We start from the raw sequence: 16,631 nt of genomic DNA, 5'->3' as shown, positions 1-16,631 counted from the left end.
CCCGACGGGGTGCATCCGGTCAGCAGTTGGCGTGGGTCGGGCGCCCGGCGAAGCGGTCCGCCAGCCAGTTCCCGGCCGCCGGGGAGTGCGTGATCACGCCGCTGACGTGCTCACCGACCCACACGGTGTCGAACTCGACGTTCGCACCCCGCGCGCACCAGTCGGAGCGCAGCCGGCGGCCCACCCCGTACGGGATCAGCTCGTCGGCGAGCGCGTGGTACTGGTACACGGGCGCGGCCGGGGCCGTGCCGCCGAGCCGGCTCTGGTTCAGCCGGGCCCGCCAGTCCGGCTGGGCGAGCGGGTCTCGCGTGGTGAGGTCGGAGATCCGCTTGAAGGACCCGGCGATCGAGTCGATCGCGACGCAGTTCTCCTTCATCCCGGCGACCAGCGCCCTGCCCGGCGGGTTGAGGTAGGAGTCCAGCTTCAGCTCCGGGAAGGCCGTGTCCTGCCCGGCGGCCGCCATGAAGATGAGCCCGGACCCGTAGGAGCCGTTGTTGAACTCGGCCACCTTCAGCAGGTCCGCGGGGACCCCGCCGGTCGCCGTGCCCTTCACCTGGAGCTCCGGGGCGTACGAGCCCTGCAGCTCGGCGGCCCAGCTGCCGGCCTGGCCGCCCTGCGAGTAGCCCATGATGCCCACCGGGCCGTTCGCGGACAGCCCCGCCTCCGGCAGCCGCTGGGCGGCGCGCGCGGCGTCGAGGACGGCGTGCCCGGCGGAGGGGCCGACGGTGTAGGTGTGGACGCCCGGGGTGCCGAGACCCTCGTAGTCGGTGACGACCACGGCCCAGCCGCGCAGGGTGAGCTGCTGGATGAGGTTGGCCTCCATGGCGGTGCCGTGGGGGAGGTTGTTGCTCGGCGCGCAGGAGTCACCCATCCCGACGGTGCCGACGGCGTACGTGATCAGCGGGCGCGGCCCGGTGCGGCCGTCCTGCGGGACGATGACCGTGCCGGAGACGATGTTCGGGGCCCCGTCGGCGGTGGTGGACCGGTAGTGGATCTTCCAGGCCTTGGTGCCGGTGGGCTGGCCGGGCAGCGGGTGGAAGGCGGAGGGGGCGCTGCTGACGACATCCCCCGGGGCGGTGGAGGCGGTCGCGGTGGAGGCGGTCGGAGTGGAGGCTGTCGCGGTGGGGACCGCGGCCGAGACGGTCAGGGCGGCCAGGGCGGTCACCGTGGCGAGCGGGGTGCGGTTGCTTCGGAAACGCATGGGCGGCTCTCCCAGGGGGATCGTTCCGTGCGGGGTAGGTGAGGTGAAGGTAGTGACCGACCGGTAGGAAGGTCGCTGACCGCACAGCTCACCTTTCCTGACCCGCCCTCGCACGCGCCGGACGACCTGCCCGGCCCGGCCTCAGCCGCCCGAGGCGATCCGGTAGGCCCCCGGTGTCGTGCCCGTCCAGCGGCGGAAGGCCCGGTGGAAGGCCGTGTCCTCGGAGAAGCCCAGCCGCGCGGCGAGTTCCGCGATCGGCTCCCCGCTCTCCGCCAGGCCCGCGATCGCCGCGTCCCGCCGCACGTGGTCCTTCAACTGCTGGAAGGACGTCCCTTCCTGCTGGAGCCGGCGCCGCAGCGTCGCCGGCGACACCGCGAGCCGCGCCGCCACCTCACCGAGCGCGGGCAGCCGCGGCGACGTGCGCAGCCGCTGCGTCAGGGTGCGGCGTACCTGCTCCGCGACCGTGGTCCCGTACTCCGGACGGGACAGCAGGTCGAAGGGGGCGCGGCGGAGCATCGCGTCGAGCGCGGGCTCGTCCCGTACGAGCGGTGCGGTCAGCCAGTGCGCGTCGAAGACCGCGCCCGTCCGGTCCTCGCCGAAGCGCACCGGACAGTCGAAGAGCGTCTCGTACTCATCCCGGTGCGGCGGCGGGGGATAGCGGAAGGCGGTGTACGCGAGCGGGATGCGCCGCCCCACCAGCCAGCTGCTCAGCCGGTGCCAGATGGCGAGCACGCACTCGGTGAGGAACCGGTCCTCGTCCCGGGCGAACTCGTTGCGCACGGTGAAGCGGGCCTCGCCGCCGACGACTTCGAGCGCCAGCTCCGGCCCGCCGGGGAAGAGCCCGTAGAACGCGGCCGCCCGCTCCGTGGCCGCGCCGAGGTCGCGGCAGCCGAGCGAGGCGTAACACATCATCGCGAAGGTGCCGGGGCGGCTCGGGACCGGACTCAGCGCGAGGAACTCGTCCTGCGTGGTCCGGTACAGCGCCCGGAAGAGCCGGGCGAACTGCGCGGGCGTGATCCGCGCCCGGTCGTCGCCCAGCAGCAGCGGCGGGATCTGCGCCTCCTGGAGCAGCGGCACGGTGTCGATGCCGCTGCCGCGGGCCCCCGCGAGCAGGGCCCGTACATGGTGCACGGTGACCGTCCGCCTCCCCATGGCTCCGACGGTAGCCCGCCACGGCCCGGGGCGATACGGACGCGGAGGCGCGGATGAGCGCCGGGGTCAGTGGGGGTGACGCTTCCGGTCATGCCGCGGCGGCGGTCCGGCTGCCTAGCGTCGGAGGGGGGCGGAGGTCACCGGCCCAGGTCACCAAACCGGTCACCAAACCGGTCACCAACCCAGTCACCAACCCCGGGAGGGCATGCGATGGACGGTCGGCCGAGCACGCTGGCGGTGTTCACCCAGTGGACCGGGGAGCGGTACGGGCCGGAGCCCGCCCTGCGGTTCCGGTCGCCCGGCGGCGAGTGGCTCTCCCGCACGTACGGGGAACTCGGCGCGGAGGTGCGGGCCGTCGGGTGCGCGCTGCTCGGCCTGGGCGTGGCCGCCGGGGAACGGGTCGCCGTACTGGCCGAGACGCGGCCGCAGTGGACGTACACGCACTTCGGGGCGCTCGCGGCGGGCGCGGTCCTCGTACCGGTGTACCCGACGGCGGGGGAGGAGGAGGTCGCCTGGGTCCTGGCGGACTCGGAGGCGGTGGTCGTGGTCTGCGACGACGGGCGGCAGGCGGCCCGCGTCGAGGCACTGCGGCCGAAACTGCCCGCGCTGCGCGCGGTGGTGCTGATGGACGAACTGCCAGGCCCGGCCGGACCGGCCGGACCGCCCGGAGCGGCGGCGGAGTCGGAACTGCTGGCCCGCGCGGCGGCCGTGACCCCCGGGGCGGACGCGTCGATCGTGTACACCTCGGGCACGACCGGCCTGCCGAAGGGGTGCCGCCTCACCCACGGGAACCTGGGGGCGATCCAGGACGCCACCGTCCCGCTGATCAAGGGCGGGCCGGGGGACTCGACGTACCTGTACCTGCCGCTCGCACACATGCTGGCCCAGCTGATCCAGTACACGACCCTGATCGCGGGCGGGGAGCTGTGCTACTTCGGCGGCCGGATCGAGAACGTACTGGCGGAGCTGGCGGAGGTCGCCCCCACCCATCTGCCGTCCGTGCCGAGGCTGTTCGAGAAGCTGCACTCGGTGGTGCTCTCGCTGGCGGAGTCGCAGGAGGGCGGCCGCGAACGCTTCGAGGCGGCGGTACGGGTGGGGGTGCTGGCGGCGGACGGCCGCCTCCCGGAGGAACTCCGGGAGGAGCACGAGGCGGCGGAGAAGGCGCTGTACGCCCCGGTCCGCGCCGCCTTCGGCGGCCGGCTCCGGTGGGCGCTCACCGGCGGCGCCCCGATCGCCCCGGCGACCCTGGACCTCCTGCGGGCCTGCGGGATCTGCGTCTACGAGGGGTACGGGATGACGGAGTCGGGCGGCGTCATCTCCCTCAACCACCCGGAGGCGGTGCGCCACGGGACGGTGGGCCGCCCGATCGCGGACTGCGAGGTGCGGATCGCGCAGGACGGGGAGGTGCTGGCGCGCGGGCCGATGGTGTTCCCGGGCTACCACGCCAACACCGCGGCGACCGCGGGGGCGCTGGACCCGGAGGGCTGGCTGCACACGGGTGACCTGGGGGAGCTGGACGCCGACGGCTTCCTCCGGATCACCGGCCGGAAGAAGGAGCTCATCATCACCTCCGCCGGGAAGAACATCACCCCGACGGAGGTGGAGTTCGCCGTTCAGCGCTCGCGCTACGTCTCCCGCGCGGTCCTGATCGGAGACCGCCGGCCGTATCCGGTCGCCCTGATCACGCTGGACGCGCAGGAGGTCACGGCCTGGGCGACCCGCGAGGCCCTCGACCTGGGCCCCACCCCCACCACGCACCCGGCGGTCCACGCCCTCATCGACGCGGCGGTCACGGAGGCCAACCGGGCGGTCTCCCGCCCGTCCCGCATCCGCGCCTTCCACATCCTCCCGGAGGACTTCACCCCGGAGGCAGGCACACTGACGCCGTCGCTGAAACTCCGGCGGGGCGTGGTGGCGGAGCGCTACGCGCCGGAGATCGCGGGGTTGTACGGGGGGTGAGTCGTACGGGGGGTGAAGGGGCGCTGTCCCCCGCCCCGCGAGCTCCGCCCCCGGCCCGCCTCCACCGTCCGGCGGCCCAGGCCAAGGCCCAGCCCGTGCCTAGGCCTTGGGTGCCGGACGGTAGGTGCACACGTGGACGCCCGCCGGGCTGATCGTCGTGGAGACCAGTTCGAGGGTGCGCAGGGCTCCGTCCATCGGGAAGATCGACTTGCCGCCGCCCAGCAGTACCGGCATGACCATGAGCCGGAGCTCGTCGACCAGGCCCTCGGCCAGCAGGGTGCGTACGAGGGTGGGGCTGCCCATGACCACCAGGTCGCCGCCCTCGGCCTCCTGCAGCTCCCGGATGCGGGCGACGGCCCGGTCCCCGTCGATGTGGGTGGTGTTGTTCCAGGTCAGGTCGGACTCGCCGAGGGTCCCGGACACGACGTACTTCGGGATGGAGTTCATGCGGTCGGCGAACGGGTCGCCCGCACGCCCGGGCCACGCCGCGGCCATCGTCTGCCAGGTGCGGCGCCCGAACAGCAGCGCCTGGGCGTTCTCCATCGCCTCCGTGAAGGAGCCGCCCACCACCTCCGGGTCGAAGAAGGGGTGCGACCAGCCGCCGTGCGCGAAGCCGCCGTCGTCGTCCTCGCCCTGGCCGCCCGGCGCCTGTACGACGCCGTCCAGGCTGATGAACTCGGTGATGACGATGCGCATGGGAGTCGCCCTCTTCCTCGGTATCGCTCGGCGTCCGCGGTCCGTTCGCCGTGTACGCAGGAGAGACCGCGGGACTCCCCGGAATTCATCGCATCCGCCGGAGCTTTCCGGTGTGACCCGCGTCACTCCAACCGCGCTCCCGGGGTACCGTACTCGGCCGTGGCCGGATCCGGTGCCCCCTTCGGCCGTGACCGCCGAGGTGGGGCGCGGCGGGGGGTAAATCGGTGCCCATCGGGGTGATCCGGGCGAGGAGTTGGGCGAGCGGTTGGGCGTTCTGTCCGTTCGGCCATGAGACCCCGGTGAAGCCGAGACGAATGGTGCGTCACATCTACCGGCGCGACGGCGAGTCGGGTTCGAATACCTGATAGACAGTGGATATTCACGGCTAGACCGGCCGTATACCTTTGACGGCTCCTTGGGGGGATCGCCGCACTGTGAAGCCGCTTCACCGCCACCTCGTCAACACCTCGCGCAAGGTCCTGTGCACGGCCGCACTCGCGGCCAGCCTGACCACCGCCGCGGTCGTGACCAGTCCGTCGACCGCCGACGCGGGAGAGTCCGAGCCCACTCCGGACAGTCCGCAGGCCACCGACCGCGGTGACGCCCGGCTGGATCTGCCCGACATCGTCGCCGACCCGCCGCCCACCGGCGCGGGCGCAACCGAGGGGGCCAGCGGGATACCCGCGACCGCCCTCGACGCCTATCACCGTGCCGAGCTGTCCGTGGCCGCGGCGCTCCCCGGCTGCAAGCTGCCCTGGCAGCTGCTCGCGGGCATCGGGCGGGTCGAGTCCGTCCATGCCTCGGGCTACGGCCTCAAGGCCGACGGCTACACCGAGAAGCCCATCCGCGGCCCCCGCCTCGACGGCAACGGCTTCGCCGAGATCCGGGACACGGACAAGGGCGAGTTCGACGCGGACGCCGTGTACGACCGGGCCGTCGGCCCGATGCAGTTCATCCCGTCCACCTGGGCCACCTGGGGCGCCGACGGCAACGGCGACTCCAAGCGCGACCCGAACAACATCTACGACGCGGCGCTGGGCGCGGGTCTCTACCTGTGCGCCGGCGACCGTGACCTGTCGGTCGCGGCCAAGCTCGACGCGGCGATCCTCAGCTACAACAACTCCCGCGAGTACGTGAACACCGTGCTCGGCTACATGCGCCAGTACCAGAACGGCGGCGCCTCCGAGGTGGCGAACCCGCCCGTCGGCAACTACCCGACGCAGCCGCCGGGCACCGGCCTGCCCACGCCGTCGCACGTGCCGACCCCCACGCCGACGCCGAAGCCGACGCCGACCCCCACGCCGACTCCGACGCCGAAGCCCACTCCGACGCCGGAGCAGCCGAAGCCGCCCGCCGCACGCCTGGCGAGCCTGACGGTCCTCAGCGGCCCCGGCCTGACGGCCGAGGCCGGTGCGGCCTTCACCGAGGCCCCGCGGGTCAAGGTGCTCCTGAGCGACGGCAAGCCCGCCGTCAACCAGGAAGTGATCTTCGCGGTGGAGAAGGACACCACCGGCGGCACCCTCTTCGGCACGGCGGACTCCCTGGTGGTCAAGGCGGGCGCCGACGGCATCGCCGCCGCGCCCGGGCTGAAGGCGGGCGCCAAGGCCGGCACCTTCACCCTGCGCGTCTCGGCCTACGACCCGCAGGGCGGGTTCACCGAGAACCTCGAAGGCAAGGTCACGGTGACGGTCGCGGACAAGCTGGCCCGTGCGGGCGACGCGAAGCCGCTGGAGGCGGTCGCCGGCAAGAGCTTCACCGACGTGGAGGTCTTCGCGACCGCCGCCGGCAAGGCCGTCGCGGGTACGGAAACCGTCGCCGACCTGGTCGTGAAGGACGCGGACGGCAAGTGGGTCCCGGTGGACCCGGCGACCGCGAAGGGCCCGTACTTCAAGGACGAGGCCGGCAAGAAGGTCTTCGGGCGGCTGCTGGCCAAGACGGGCGCCGACGGCAAGATCGTCCTGCCGGAGCTGTTCACCACGGACGTGGCCCCGGGCACCTACTTCGTGCGCCTGACCACCAAGGAGAACGTCACCCTGGTCCTGGAGCTCAAGGTCACGGCTCCGGCCACGACCCCGGCTCCGACCCCGGACCCGGCTCCCACGAAGACGGCGGCCCGCCCCTGAGGCAGTAGGCAGGCAGGTCAGCAGCTCAGCAGGCCGGTAAGCCAGTGGCCCCCGGCACCGTTCCCACGGTGCCGGGGGCCACTGCTTTGCCCCGTCCCGGCCGGTGGACGGCCGGGACGGGGCAAAAGGCAGGAGCCCTGCCTGATCTGCTCGCGCAGAGGGGACAGGGCTCCTTGGGTACTGCATTTCCAACCCGCGATGGGATTGGCCCAGGCGACTAGGCCGGGGTGACGTTCTCCGCCTGCGGGCCCTTCGGACCCTGCGTGACGTCGAAGTTCACCTGCTGGTTCTCCTCCAGGGAGCGGAAGCCAGAGGCGTTGATCGCGGAGTAGTGGACGAAGACATCCGGGCCGCCGCCGTCCTGGGCGATGAAGCCGAAGCCCTTTTCAGCGTTGAACCACTTCACGGTTCCGGTAGCCATGAGCCCTCCTATGGGCCAAAGGGTCGCCCTGCTCCAGAACCTGCTAAGAAGTCTGAAAACTACAAAAGCCTGCGGGTCACATTCTCCGCAGGCCTCGTACTGCAAGGGAAACCAAACTGCAACTTGCGGCGAGCCTAGCACGCACTCTGCGGTGGAGACCAGAGGGAAAGATCACGTCACCCGGACGTTTGAGACCCACTGGAAGGCTGACGCCGATCCGGGGACTAGTCTCGCGATGTGGACCTCTATCGCAGCCGGCCCCGCGTCGGCCACATTCAGTTCCTGAACTGCCTGCCCCTCTACTGGGGGCTGGCCAGAACCGGCACTCTGCTGGACCTGGAACTGACCAAGGACTCCCCCGAGAAGCTCAGTGAGCGCCTCGTCCAGGGGGACCTGGACATCGCCCCGATCACCCTCGTGGAGTTCCTCCGCAACGCCGACCAGCTCGTCGCCTTCCCCGACATCGCGGTCGGCTGCGACGGTCCGGTGATGTCCTGCGTGATCGTCTCGCAGGTCCCCCTGGAGCAGCTCGACGGCGCCCGCGTCGCGCTCGGCTCCACCTCTCGTACGTCCGTGCGCCTCGCCCAGCTGCTGCTTTCCGAGCAGTACGGGGTACGGCCCGACTACTACACCTGCCCGCCCGACCTGAGCGTGATGATGCAGGAGGCGGACGCGGCCGTACTGATCGGGGACGCCGCGCTGCGCGCCTCGCTGCACGACGCGCCCCGGCTCGGGCTGACCGTGCACGACCTCGGGCACATGTGGAAGGAGTGGACCGGGCTGCCGTTCGTCTTCGCCGTCTGGGCCGCCCGCAAGGACTACCTCGCCCGCGAGCCCGCCGTCGTGCGGGAGGTCCACGAGGCCTTCCTCTCCTCCCGGGACGTCTCCCTGGAGGAGGTCACCAAGGTGGCCGAACAGGCGGCCCGCTGGGAGGCCTTCGACGCCGAGCTGCTGGAGCGGTACTTCACGACCCTCGACTTCCGCTTCGGCCCCGAGCAGCTGGCCGGCGTACGGGAATTCGCGCGCCGTACGGGACCGACGACCGGGTACCCCGCGGATGTCGACGTGGAGCTGCTGAGCGCGGTGGTCCAGGAGTGCTGAGCCGGTTTACCCCGCGGTAGTCCAAAGGCCCGGCGGGCGAATGTGCGGTTTACCGGGAATTCCCGCCTTTTTGCATTTCTCGCCCCGTGGTGGAAATGCAAAAGGGTGACCGTGCACCTTCCCCCGCCCCACCCGGCACCCCACTAGGCTGCTGCTGCTCGGCCGGGCGGCACAAGGCGCCCGGGAACACGGGGAATTGGGGGACGTGATGCAGCCGCTCGAAGCCGGGGAGCCGCGGACCATCGGCGCGTACCGGCTGCTGGGCCGGCTCGGCGCGGGTGGCATGGGCCGGGTCTACCTGGGGCGCAGCGCCGGCGGCCGGACCGTCGCCGTCAAGATCGTGCACCCCCACTTCGCCACCGACGAGGAGTTCCGGGCCCGGTTCCGCCGCGAGGTCGAGGCGGCCCGCCGGGTGGGCGGCGAGTGGACCGCGCCCGTGCTCGACGCGGACCCCGACGCCCCCGTGCCGTGGGTGGCCACCGGGTACGTCGCCGGGCCCTCCCTGGACCGTGCGCTGGCCGGGCACGGGCCGCTCCCCGAGACCTCGGTACGGGCCATCGGCGCGGGGCTGGCCCGCGCCCTGGTGGCCGTGCACGGCCTGGGTCTCGTACACCGGGACGTGAAGCCGTCGAACGTGATGCTCACCCTCGACGGGCCGCGGCTGATCGACTTCGGGATCGCGCGGGCCACGGACGGCACCGCCTCGCTCACCTCCACCGGGGTCTCCGTCGGCTCACCCGGCTACATGTCGCCCGAGCAGATCCTCGGCAAGGGGATCACCGGGGCGGCCGACGTGTTCTCGCTCGGCGCGGTCATGGCCTTCGCGGCGACCGGGCGGCCGCCCTTCACCGGGGACAATTCGGCCACTCTCCTCTACAAGGTGGTCCACGAGCCGCCCGAGCTCGGCGAGCTCCCGGCCGGGGAGCTGCGCGACCTGATCGAGGCCTGCCTGGCCAAGACGGCCGCGGAGCGGCCCGCCCCCGCGGCGGTCGCGGCGGCCCTCGGCGGGGCGCTGGGCGCCCCGGGCTGGCTGCCCGGGCCGCTGGTGGAGGAGGCCAGCCGGGCGGCGGTGGCCCTGCTGGACCTGGACGCGGACACCCCCGGGGGCGGATCCGAGGCGTCCGCGGGCCGGGGCTTCGGGACGTCCCGCACGCCGTACGCGGACGGCCCGTCCGGGCCGGTGCCGTTCACGGCCGCCTCGTACGGCGGCCCCGCCGGGGGCGGCTTCGGCCCGCCCGACCCCGCGTACCGCAGCACGGGCCCGGGCGCCGGGTCGCCGTACGGCGACCCGGCGGGCGGCTCCGGCTCCGCCCGTACGGGCGGAGCGGTGTCCGGGGCTCCGACCGCGACCGCGGGCTCGGCCGGCGGAGCCGGTCCGTACGGAACTCCCGGCCCGGGAACCGGCGGTGGGGGGCTGCCCGGGCAGCGGACCGACCCGGAGGGTCCGGGTCGGCAGGTCTCCGTCAGGGCGGCCGGGCGGCGGTTCAGCTGCACCCTGGTCCTGGCCGCGGCGGCCGTGCTGGCGGTGCTGTCCGGCGGGCTGTACTGGCTGGACGTCCTGCCCGGCCAGGGCGCCGAGGAGCGGGACCTGGCCGACGGCGGACCGCGGACCTCCGCCTCCGCGCCGGCCCCGGGGGCATCGGCCTCCTCGGCCCCGAACCCGGCCGGGACCGGGGGTGCGAACCCGACCGGGAGCCCGGCCGCGCCCAAGGGGACCCGCGAGGACGTGCCCAAGGAGCTCGTCGGCACCTGGAAGGGCACGGTCACCACCGCCCGCCTCGGCCTGTCCTCGGAGTTCGAGATCACGATCAGGGCGGGCCGGGTCGGTGAGGTCGTCGGCCGGGACAAGTCGGTCCTGGCCGTCCTGGGCACCGACTGCAGCGGCGACTGGAAGCTCTCCTCCGCCACCGACCGCTCGCTGGTCCTGGACACCTCGGGCGGCCCCAACCCGGCTCCGGGCGTCTGCTCCAACGGTTCCGCCGACGAGCGCTTCAGCCTCAATGCCGACGGGACGCTGCACTACAGGTCGGGCGACGCCCCGGCCGGAAACCCCGAGGGCGACCTCAGGCGCAGCCCCTGAAATGCGCCGGGCGGCCCTGGCGTAGGCTGGATCGGTCCGGACCTTGACACAGACACACCGCCGAAAGGTGACTCACCGGTGACCGACCTGGCCGTTCTCCAGTCTGTCCTCGACCGCGCCGCCGCGGGGGGCCGGATCACCAAGGAAGAGGCGCTCGACCTCTACCGCCACGCGCCGCTGCACGCGCTCGGCCAGGCGGCCGACGCCGTGCGCCGCCGCCGCTACGCCGGTACCGAGCACATCGCGACGTACATCATCGAGCGGAACATCAACTACACCAACGTGTGCGTCACGGCGTGCAAGTTCTGTGCCTTCTACGCGGCCCCCAAGGACACGAAGAAGGGCTGGTCCCGCGACCTCGACGACATCCTGCGCCGCTGCGCGGAGACCGTCGAGCTCGGCGGCACGCAGATCATGTTCCAGGGCGGGCACCACCCGGACTACGGCGTCGAGTACTACGAGCACCACTTCTCCGCCATCAAGAAGGACTTCCCGCAGCTGGTCATCCACTCCCTCGGCGCGTCCGAGGTCGAGCACATGGCCCGCATCTCGGGCGTCTCGGCGGAGGAGGCCATCCAGCGCATCCACGCGGCCGGCCTCGACTCCTTCGCGGGAGCCGGCGCCGAACTGCTGCCGGCGCGGCCGCGCAAGGCGATCGCCCCGCTCAAGGAGTCGGGCGAACGCTGGCTGGAGATCATGGAGATCGCCCACAAGCTGGGCGTGGAGTCCACCTCCACCATGCTGATGGGCACCGGCGAGACCAACGCCGAGCGCATCGAGCACATCGCGATGATCCGGGACACGCAGGACCGTACGGGCGGCTTCCGCGCCTTCATCCCGTACACCTACCAGCCCGAGAACAACCACCTCAAGGGCCGCACCCAGGCGACGATCTTCGAGTACCTGCGCATGATCGCGATCGCGCGCCTCTTCCTCGACAACATCGCCCACATCCAGGGCTCCTGGCTGACCGTGGGCAAGGAGGCGGGCCAGCTCTCGCTGCACTACGGTGCGGACGACCTCGGCTCGATCATGCTGGAGGAGAACGTGGTCTCCTCGGCCGGTGCCAAGCACCGCTCCAACCGCCAGGAGATCATCGACCTGATCCGCAAGGCGGGGCGCACCCCGGCGCAGCGCGCGACCACGTACGAGCACCTGCTCGTGCACGACGACCCGGCGAACGACCCGGTCGACGACCGGGTGGTCTCGCACATCTCCTCCACCGCCCTCGAAGGCGGCACGGCGCACCCCGAGCTGAAGCTCATCTCCACGAACTGACGACACCCGCCGACCGATGCTGACGCTGCACACCGCCGAACTCCTGGTCCCCGGGCCGGGATCCGCGCCGCTGCCCGGCGGCGCGGTCCTCGTCGACGGCGACCGGATAGCCCGCGTCGGCCCGTACGAGGAGGTCGCCGCGGCCCACCCGCACGCCCGGACCCGCCGCTGGCCCGGGGTGATCACCCCGGGGCTGGTCGTGCGCGGCGCGGACGAGCTGCTGGAGCGGACGTACTACCCGGACGACCCGTACGAGGTCACCGAGCTCGGCGCCGACCCGATCAGGGGCGAGGCCGCGCTGGATGCGCTGAAGATGACCGAGCCGCGGTGGGGCAACAGTGCCCGGCGGGGCACGCAGCGGCTCCTGGCCCGCGGGGTGGTGGCGGTCTGCGGCCGCTTCACGGTCCCGGCGGTGCGCACGGCGGTGTCCCGGTCCGGGCTCACCATCCTGGCACCGGTGGCGTACGAGGGGCTGCCCGCTCTGGATCCGTTCGCCGGGCGGGGCGCGGCGGCGGAGGCCTTCCACGGCATTCTGGAGGCGGGGGTCCCGGCGCGTTTCGCCGCCTTCGCGGTGGCGGACGAGGCCGGGCTGAAGGAGCAGGGCGCGACCACGTGCGTGGCCACGGTCATCGGCGGGCGGCTGCTCCACCGCCGTCGCTGAGCCCGCTCCGCGCGCAGTGCCCGGAGCCGGCGGTGCGCAGGGTGTCCTCCCGGGCGAGCGCGGCCAGCAGGCAGGCCTGGAGGCGGCTGATGCCGCCCAGCTTGGCCCGTATGTTGACGACGTGGAACTTCACCGTGCTGACGGAGAGTTGCAGCTCGACGGCGAGTTCCCGGTTGGAGGCGCCGGTGGCCAGGCACAGGAACACCGCGGACTCCTGCTCGGTCAGCTGGGCGTCGGCGGTCCGCTCGGAAGCGGGACGGTCGAAGGCCGGGCGGTCCGTGGCGGGGCGGTCCGTCGCCGGTCTGTCCCCGCTCGACGCGTTGCCGCTCGACGGGTCCTCGGGCGGCGCCTGCTCCTGCGCGCCCGGCTCCTCGTACGAGGGAAACCACGCGGGGACGCTGAAGCTGACGACGCGCACGGTTTCTCCTCGCCCCCGGGCGCCCGTCCTGTAGCCGCCTCTCGCCCTATAGGACGGGTGGACCGGACAGGTAGGTTCCCTTCGAGTCGTAAGGCCAGGCGTTGGACTTGCAGCCGTTCAGACCCTTGATCTGTTGCATCATCGCGGGAGCGGGCTGGCCGGGACCCGGGCACGACTCGTGGCCGCGGCCGAGTTCGTGGCCGACCTCGTGGTTGATGATCAGCGCCCGGTACTCCTCGGGCGAGCCGCTGAACTGCGGCGAACCCTCCTGCCAGCGCTTGAGGTTGACCACGACGGTGTGCCCCGAGCTGCAGTTGGTCTCGCCGATGAGCTCGGGCGTGACCACGTCGCACAGCCGGTCGGTGGTCTTGGGCGTCGCGATCTTGACGGTGAAATCGACCGGCTGGCCCTCCCCGACGAGCTGGAAGCCGTACTTCGGGTCCTTGGTCCAGCCGCGCGGGTCCCCGAGGATCGCCTCGACCGAGCGGGCGGCCGACTCCGGGTCGACCCCGCTGCCCTCCTCGACCTCGATCCGCCAGCGGCGTGCGGGCCCCTTGCCCTGCACGTTGCCGGCGGCGGCGGAGGCCTTGAAGACACCCGGCCGGGCGGTCGTCGCGGAGGGCTGCGGCGACGGCGAGCCCTCGGCCCGCACCGAGGGCGAGGCGGAGGGCTGGGGGGAGGGGGACTTCTGGCCGCCCTGCGGGACCGGGTTCCCGGAGCCGTCGGCGGACTCCGCGTCCGTCGGGTCCGGCTGGGCAGCGGTCCGGCCCGCGGCGGTGTTCGCGCCGTCGTCCCCGGGCAGCAGCGTGTACGCGGTCGCCGAGACCACGACCAGTGCCGCCGAGCCGAGGAGGATCGTGCGCCGCAGCCGCTTGCGCCGCTCGGCCCGGCGCCTGGCGCGCGGGCCGCTGCGGCTGGAGCGACCGGTGGAATGGCCTGCCGGCATCGTGAAGCTTTCTGTTCGTGGCGGCCACTGCCGGACCGGCCACGATTCGGGTGCCGATCCGGTGGGTGACCCTCACCGGGCCGCACGCTGTCAGTCAACGGGTCCGCGGGTGCGCGGCGTAACTGTCCTTCGGAACAGTTTCCGACATCCACCCCCGGGCGGTCACAGCGGGTAGCCGTGGAGCCCCTGCGGCCCGGCGGGGGCACGGCCTGAGAGGATGGGTGCGTACCCGCCGATCCGCATCGCACACCGAGGGGCGAACGCCAGTGACAAGGGCTTCCCTGGACAAGCAGCCGCACGAAGTCGCCTCCATGTTCGACGGCATCGCGGAGAAATACGACCTCACCAACGACGTCATCTCGCTGGGCCAGGCCCGGCTGTGGCGCAAGGAGGTCGCCAAGGCGGTCGGCGCGCGCCCCGGTCACACCGTCCTCGACCTGGCCGCCGGAACCGCGACCTCCTCGCTGCCCTTCGCCGCCACCGGCGCGTACGTCGTCCCCTGCGACTTCTCCCTGGGCATGCTCATGGAGGGCAAGAAGAAGCACTCCTGGCTGCCGCTGACCGCCGGTGACGCGACGAAGCTGCCGTTCAAGGACGACGTCTTCGACACCGTCACGATCTCCTTCGGGCTGCGCAACGTCCAGGACACCGACGCCGCGCTGCGCGAGCTGTACCGGGTGACGAAGCCCGGCGGGCAGGTCGTCATCTGCGAGTTCTCGCAGCCCACCTGGGCGCCGTTCCGGACGGTCTACATGGAGTACCTGATGCGGGCGCTGCCGCCGGTGGCCCGCACGGTGGTCTCCGACCCCGACCCGTACGTGTACCTCGCCGAGTCCATCCGCGAATGGCCGGACCAGCCGGCGCTGGCCGCCCTGCTGCAGAAGGCCGGCTGGTCCAAGGTGGCCTGGCGCAACCTCAGCGGCGGCATCGTCGCGCTGCACCGGGGCATCAAGGACTGACTGCCGTGCCGGACGTCGCGCCCACGGACTACGGGCCCCTGCTGGAGCGGATCGCGGCCGACATCGCCCCCCTGAGGGGCAGCGGTACCCCGGCCGAGTACATCCCCGCGCTCGCCGCCGTGGACCCGCGGCAGTTCGGGATGGCCATCGCCGACCTCGACGGGAACGTCTTCGGGGTCGGGGACTGGCAGGTCCCCTTCTCCGCGCAGTCCATCACCAAGGTCTTCGCGCTGGCCCTGGCCCTGGCCGAGGGCGGTGACAGCCTGTGGGAGCGGGTCGGCCGGGAGCCCTCCGGCAACCCGTTCAACTCGCTCGTGCAGCTGGAGTACGAGAACGGCATTCCGCGCAATCCATTCATCAACGCGGGCGCCCTCGTGGTCACCGACCGGCTGCAGACGCTGACGGGCGACGCGAGCAGCGAACTGCTGGAGTTCCTGCGGCAGGAGAGCCGGAACCCGGACATAGGGTTCGACGCCGAGGTCGCGGCCTCCGAGCAGGAGCACGGCGACCGCAACGCCGCCGTCGCCCACTTCATGGCCTCGTACGGGAACATCGACAACCCGGTGCCCGCGCTGCTGGAGCACTACTTCTGGCAGTGCTCCATCGAGATGAGCTGCGCCGACCTGGCCCGTGCCGGGCGCTTCCTGGCCCGGCACGGGCTCCGGGCGGACGGTTCGAGGCTGCTGACGCGCAGCGAGGCCAAGCAGATCAACGCGGTGATGCTGACCTGCGGGACGTACGACGCGGCGGGCGAGTTCGCGTACCGCGTCGGCCTGCCGGGCAAGAGCGGGGTCGGCGGGGGCATCGTCGCGGTCGTCCCGGGCCAGTGCGTCCTGGCGGTGTGGAGCCCGGGCCTGGACGCCCGGGGCAACTCGGTGGCGGGCGTGGCGGCACTGGACCGGTTCACGACCCTGACGGGCCTGTCCGTGTTCTAGGCCGTCTCTTTCGGATCGTGTCGGGCCGACACGATCCGAAAGAGACGGCCCGGGAGGGCCGGAGTCGACGCAGGACACCGACCGCTCCCTCGCGTTCTACAGTGCGAGTTCGTAGCGGCGGGCGGGGTTGCCCGCCGGGGTGGTGAACTCATCGGCCAGCACCATGCACAGGCGTTCCGCGACCGCCACCGAGCGGTCGTTGCGGGCGTCGATCATCGCCACGACCCGGTTCAGACCGGCCGCCCGGACCCGCTCCAGCGTGGCCAGCGCAGCGGCGTACGCGTAGCCCTGGCCCCACGCGGAGCGGCCCAGCCGCCAGCCGATCTCGATCTCGCCGACCGGCCCCCACCCCTTCTCCCGGGGCCACGGCTGGGCTCCGGTGAAGCCGATCACCGCGCCCTGCCCGTCGAGCAGGGTCCACAGGCAGTAGCCGAGCTGGGCGTCGTGCATGCGCTGGCGCGCGGTGATCTCCTCGTACGCGGACAGTTCCGCGGGTCCGCCCAGGAACTCCATGACGTCGGGGTCGGCGAAGACCGAGTGCCAGGCGTGCGCGTCCTCGTCCGTGGGCACGCGGAGCTGTACGGCGGGAAGTGGCCGGGTCTGCGAGGTGGTCATCGGAGGCACCCTTCGGATCGTGATCTCTCTCGCTGCATAGACTGCACATGTCCGGTGCCGCCTGGCACCCTTTATCGAGCCTTCGG

The 16,631-nt window shown here is 72.6% G+C and carries 15 protein-coding genes; 8 read left to right on the top strand and 7 right to left on the bottom strand.

The window, feature by feature from the left end; genetic code table 11:
• Positions 1–19: 19 nt before the first annotated feature.
• Positions 20–1,201 carry a lipase family protein gene (locus tag OG373_RS17535; RefSeq protein ID WP_405439161.1) on the bottom strand — a complete coding sequence of 394 codons (1,182 nt, stop codon included), beginning with the start codon at positions 1,199–1,201 and terminating at the stop codon, positions 20–22.
• Positions 1,202–1,342: 141 nt separating this feature from the next.
• The gene (locus OG373_RS17530) at positions 1,343–2,353 is read right to left on the bottom strand and encodes an AraC family transcriptional regulator (protein WP_405439160.1); all 1,011 of its coding nucleotides are present in this window, start codon (positions 2,351–2,353) and stop codon (positions 1,343–1,345) included.
• Between the two features lie 210 nt (positions 2,354–2,563).
• Between OG373_RS17530 and OG373_RS17525 the strand changes: the two genes are divergently transcribed.
• A complete protein-coding gene (locus tag OG373_RS17525) occupies positions 2,564–4,312 on the top strand; it encodes an AMP-dependent synthetase/ligase (RefSeq protein ID WP_405439159.1) in 1,749 nt (582 codons plus the stop codon).
• Positions 4,313–4,411: 99 nt separating this feature from the next.
• On the opposite strand, the gene OG373_RS17520 is transcribed toward OG373_RS17525, so the two are convergent.
• Positions 4,412–5,008: a dihydrofolate reductase family protein gene (locus OG373_RS17520; protein ID WP_405439158.1), complete on the bottom strand. Its 597-nt coding sequence runs from the start codon at positions 5,006–5,008 to the stop codon at positions 4,412–4,414.
• A gap of 434 nt (positions 5,009–5,442) precedes the next feature.
• Here OG373_RS17520 and OG373_RS17515 point away from each other — a divergent pair, with 434 nt between their 5' ends.
• Positions 5,443–7,131 carry a lytic transglycosylase domain-containing protein gene (locus tag OG373_RS17515; RefSeq protein ID WP_405439157.1) on the top strand — a complete coding sequence of 563 codons (1,689 nt, stop codon included), beginning with the start codon at positions 5,443–5,445 and terminating at the stop codon, positions 7,129–7,131.
• Positions 7,132–7,348: 217 nt separating this feature from the next.
• Here OG373_RS17515 and OG373_RS17510 read toward each other — a convergent pair whose 3' ends face one another.
• A complete protein-coding gene (locus OG373_RS17510) occupies positions 7,349–7,552 on the bottom strand; it encodes a cold-shock protein (RefSeq protein ID WP_007265804.1) in 204 nt (67 codons plus the stop codon).
• Between the two features lie 237 nt (positions 7,553–7,789).
• Here OG373_RS17510 and OG373_RS17505 point away from each other — a divergent pair, with 237 nt between their 5' ends.
• The 4 genes from OG373_RS17505 to OG373_RS17490 all read left to right on the top strand — a co-directional run bounded on the left by OG373_RS17505 (position 7,790) and on the right by OG373_RS17490 (position 12,672).
• Positions 7,790–8,653: a menaquinone biosynthesis protein gene (locus tag OG373_RS17505; RefSeq protein WP_052874859.1), complete on the top strand. Its 864-nt coding sequence runs from the start codon at positions 7,790–7,792 to the stop codon at positions 8,651–8,653.
• 208 nt (positions 8,654–8,861) lie between these two features.
• Positions 8,862–10,733 carry a serine/threonine-protein kinase gene (locus tag OG373_RS17500; protein WP_405444094.1) on the top strand — a complete coding sequence of 624 codons (1,872 nt, stop codon included), beginning with the start codon at positions 8,862–8,864 and terminating at the stop codon, positions 10,731–10,733.
• A gap of 78 nt (positions 10,734–10,811) precedes the next feature.
• Positions 10,812–12,011, top strand: coding sequence for a cyclic dehypoxanthinyl futalosine synthase (gene mqnC / locus OG373_RS17495; RefSeq protein WP_405439156.1), 1,200 nt, complete (start codon positions 10,812–10,814; stop codon positions 12,009–12,011).
• A gap of 16 nt (positions 12,012–12,027) precedes the next feature.
• Positions 12,028–12,672 carry an imidazolonepropionase-like domain-containing protein gene (locus tag OG373_RS17490; RefSeq protein WP_405439155.1) on the top strand — a complete coding sequence of 215 codons (645 nt, stop codon included), beginning with the start codon at positions 12,028–12,030 and terminating at the stop codon, positions 12,670–12,672.
• Here OG373_RS17490 and OG373_RS17485 read toward each other — a convergent pair.
• Entirely contained in the window at positions 12,638–13,090 is a 453-nt protein-coding gene (locus tag OG373_RS17485; protein WP_405439154.1) for a LuxR C-terminal-related transcriptional regulator, read from the bottom strand. The genes OG373_RS17490 and OG373_RS17485 overlap by 35 nt on opposite strands.
• A 46-nt stretch (positions 13,091–13,136) precedes the next feature.
• On the bottom strand, positions 13,137–14,036 hold the full coding sequence (locus tag OG373_RS17480) for a DUF3152 domain-containing protein (protein ID WP_397734872.1): 900 nt from the start codon (positions 14,034–14,036) through the stop codon (positions 13,137–13,139).
• A gap of 266 nt (positions 14,037–14,302) precedes the next feature.
• Between OG373_RS17480 and OG373_RS17475 the strand changes: the two genes are divergently transcribed.
• Positions 14,303–14,995, top strand: a complete 693-nt coding sequence (locus OG373_RS17475; protein ID WP_405439153.1) for a demethylmenaquinone methyltransferase — start codon at positions 14,303–14,305, stop codon at positions 14,993–14,995.
• 38 nt (positions 14,996–15,033) lie between these two features.
• Positions 15,034–15,930 carry a glutaminase gene (locus OG373_RS17470; protein WP_245385410.1) on the top strand — a complete coding sequence of 299 codons (897 nt, stop codon included), beginning with the start codon at positions 15,034–15,036 and terminating at the stop codon, positions 15,928–15,930.
• Between the two features lie 96 nt (positions 15,931–16,026).
• On the opposite strand, the gene OG373_RS17465 is transcribed toward OG373_RS17470, so the two are convergent.
• Entirely contained in the window at positions 16,027–16,545 is a 519-nt protein-coding gene (locus OG373_RS17465) for a GNAT family N-acetyltransferase (RefSeq protein ID WP_405439152.1), read from the bottom strand.
• Between the last annotated feature and the right edge of the window lie 86 nt (positions 16,546–16,631).

It is taken from the genome of Streptomyces avidinii, assembly GCF_045161815.1.
GTDB classification, from domain to species: domain Bacteria; phylum Actinomycetota; class Actinomycetes; order Streptomycetales; family Streptomycetaceae; genus Streptomyces; species Streptomyces avidinii.
Note: the sequence above shows the minus strand (reverse complement) of the source record. Positions and strands in the feature narration are given on the sequence as shown.

Bases quoted from the DNA above. Each gene is read 5' to 3' on its own strand.
- OG373_RS17535 (WP_405439161.1), bottom strand. From the start codon at position 1,201: ATGCGTTTCCGAAGCAACCGCACCCCGCTCGCCACGGTGACCGCCCTG.
- OG373_RS17530 (WP_405439160.1), bottom strand. From the start codon at position 2,353: ATGGGGAGGCGGACGGTCACCGTGCACCATGTACGGGCCCTGCTCGCG.
- OG373_RS17525 (WP_405439159.1), top strand. From the start codon at position 2,564: ATGGACGGTCGGCCGAGCACGCTGGCGGTGTTCACCCAGTGGACCGGG.
- OG373_RS17520 (WP_405439158.1), bottom strand. From the start codon at position 5,008: ATGCGCATCGTCATCACCGAGTTCATCAGCCTGGACGGCGTCGTACAG.
- OG373_RS17510 (WP_007265804.1), bottom strand. From the start codon at position 7,552: ATGGCTACCGGAACCGTGAAGTGGTTCAACGCTGAAAAGGGCTTCGGC.
- OG373_RS17500 (WP_405444094.1), top strand. From the start codon at position 8,862: ATGCAGCCGCTCGAAGCCGGGGAGCCGCGGACCATCGGCGCGTACCGG.
- OG373_RS17490 (WP_405439155.1), top strand. From the start codon at position 12,028: ATGCTGACGCTGCACACCGCCGAACTCCTGGTCCCCGGGCCGGGATCC.
- OG373_RS17480 (WP_397734872.1), bottom strand. From the start codon at position 14,036: ATGCCGGCAGGCCATTCCACCGGTCGCTCCAGCCGCAGCGGCCCGCGC.
- OG373_RS17465 (WP_405439152.1), bottom strand. From the start codon at position 16,545: ATGACCACCTCGCAGACCCGGCCACTTCCCGCCGTACAGCTCCGCGTG.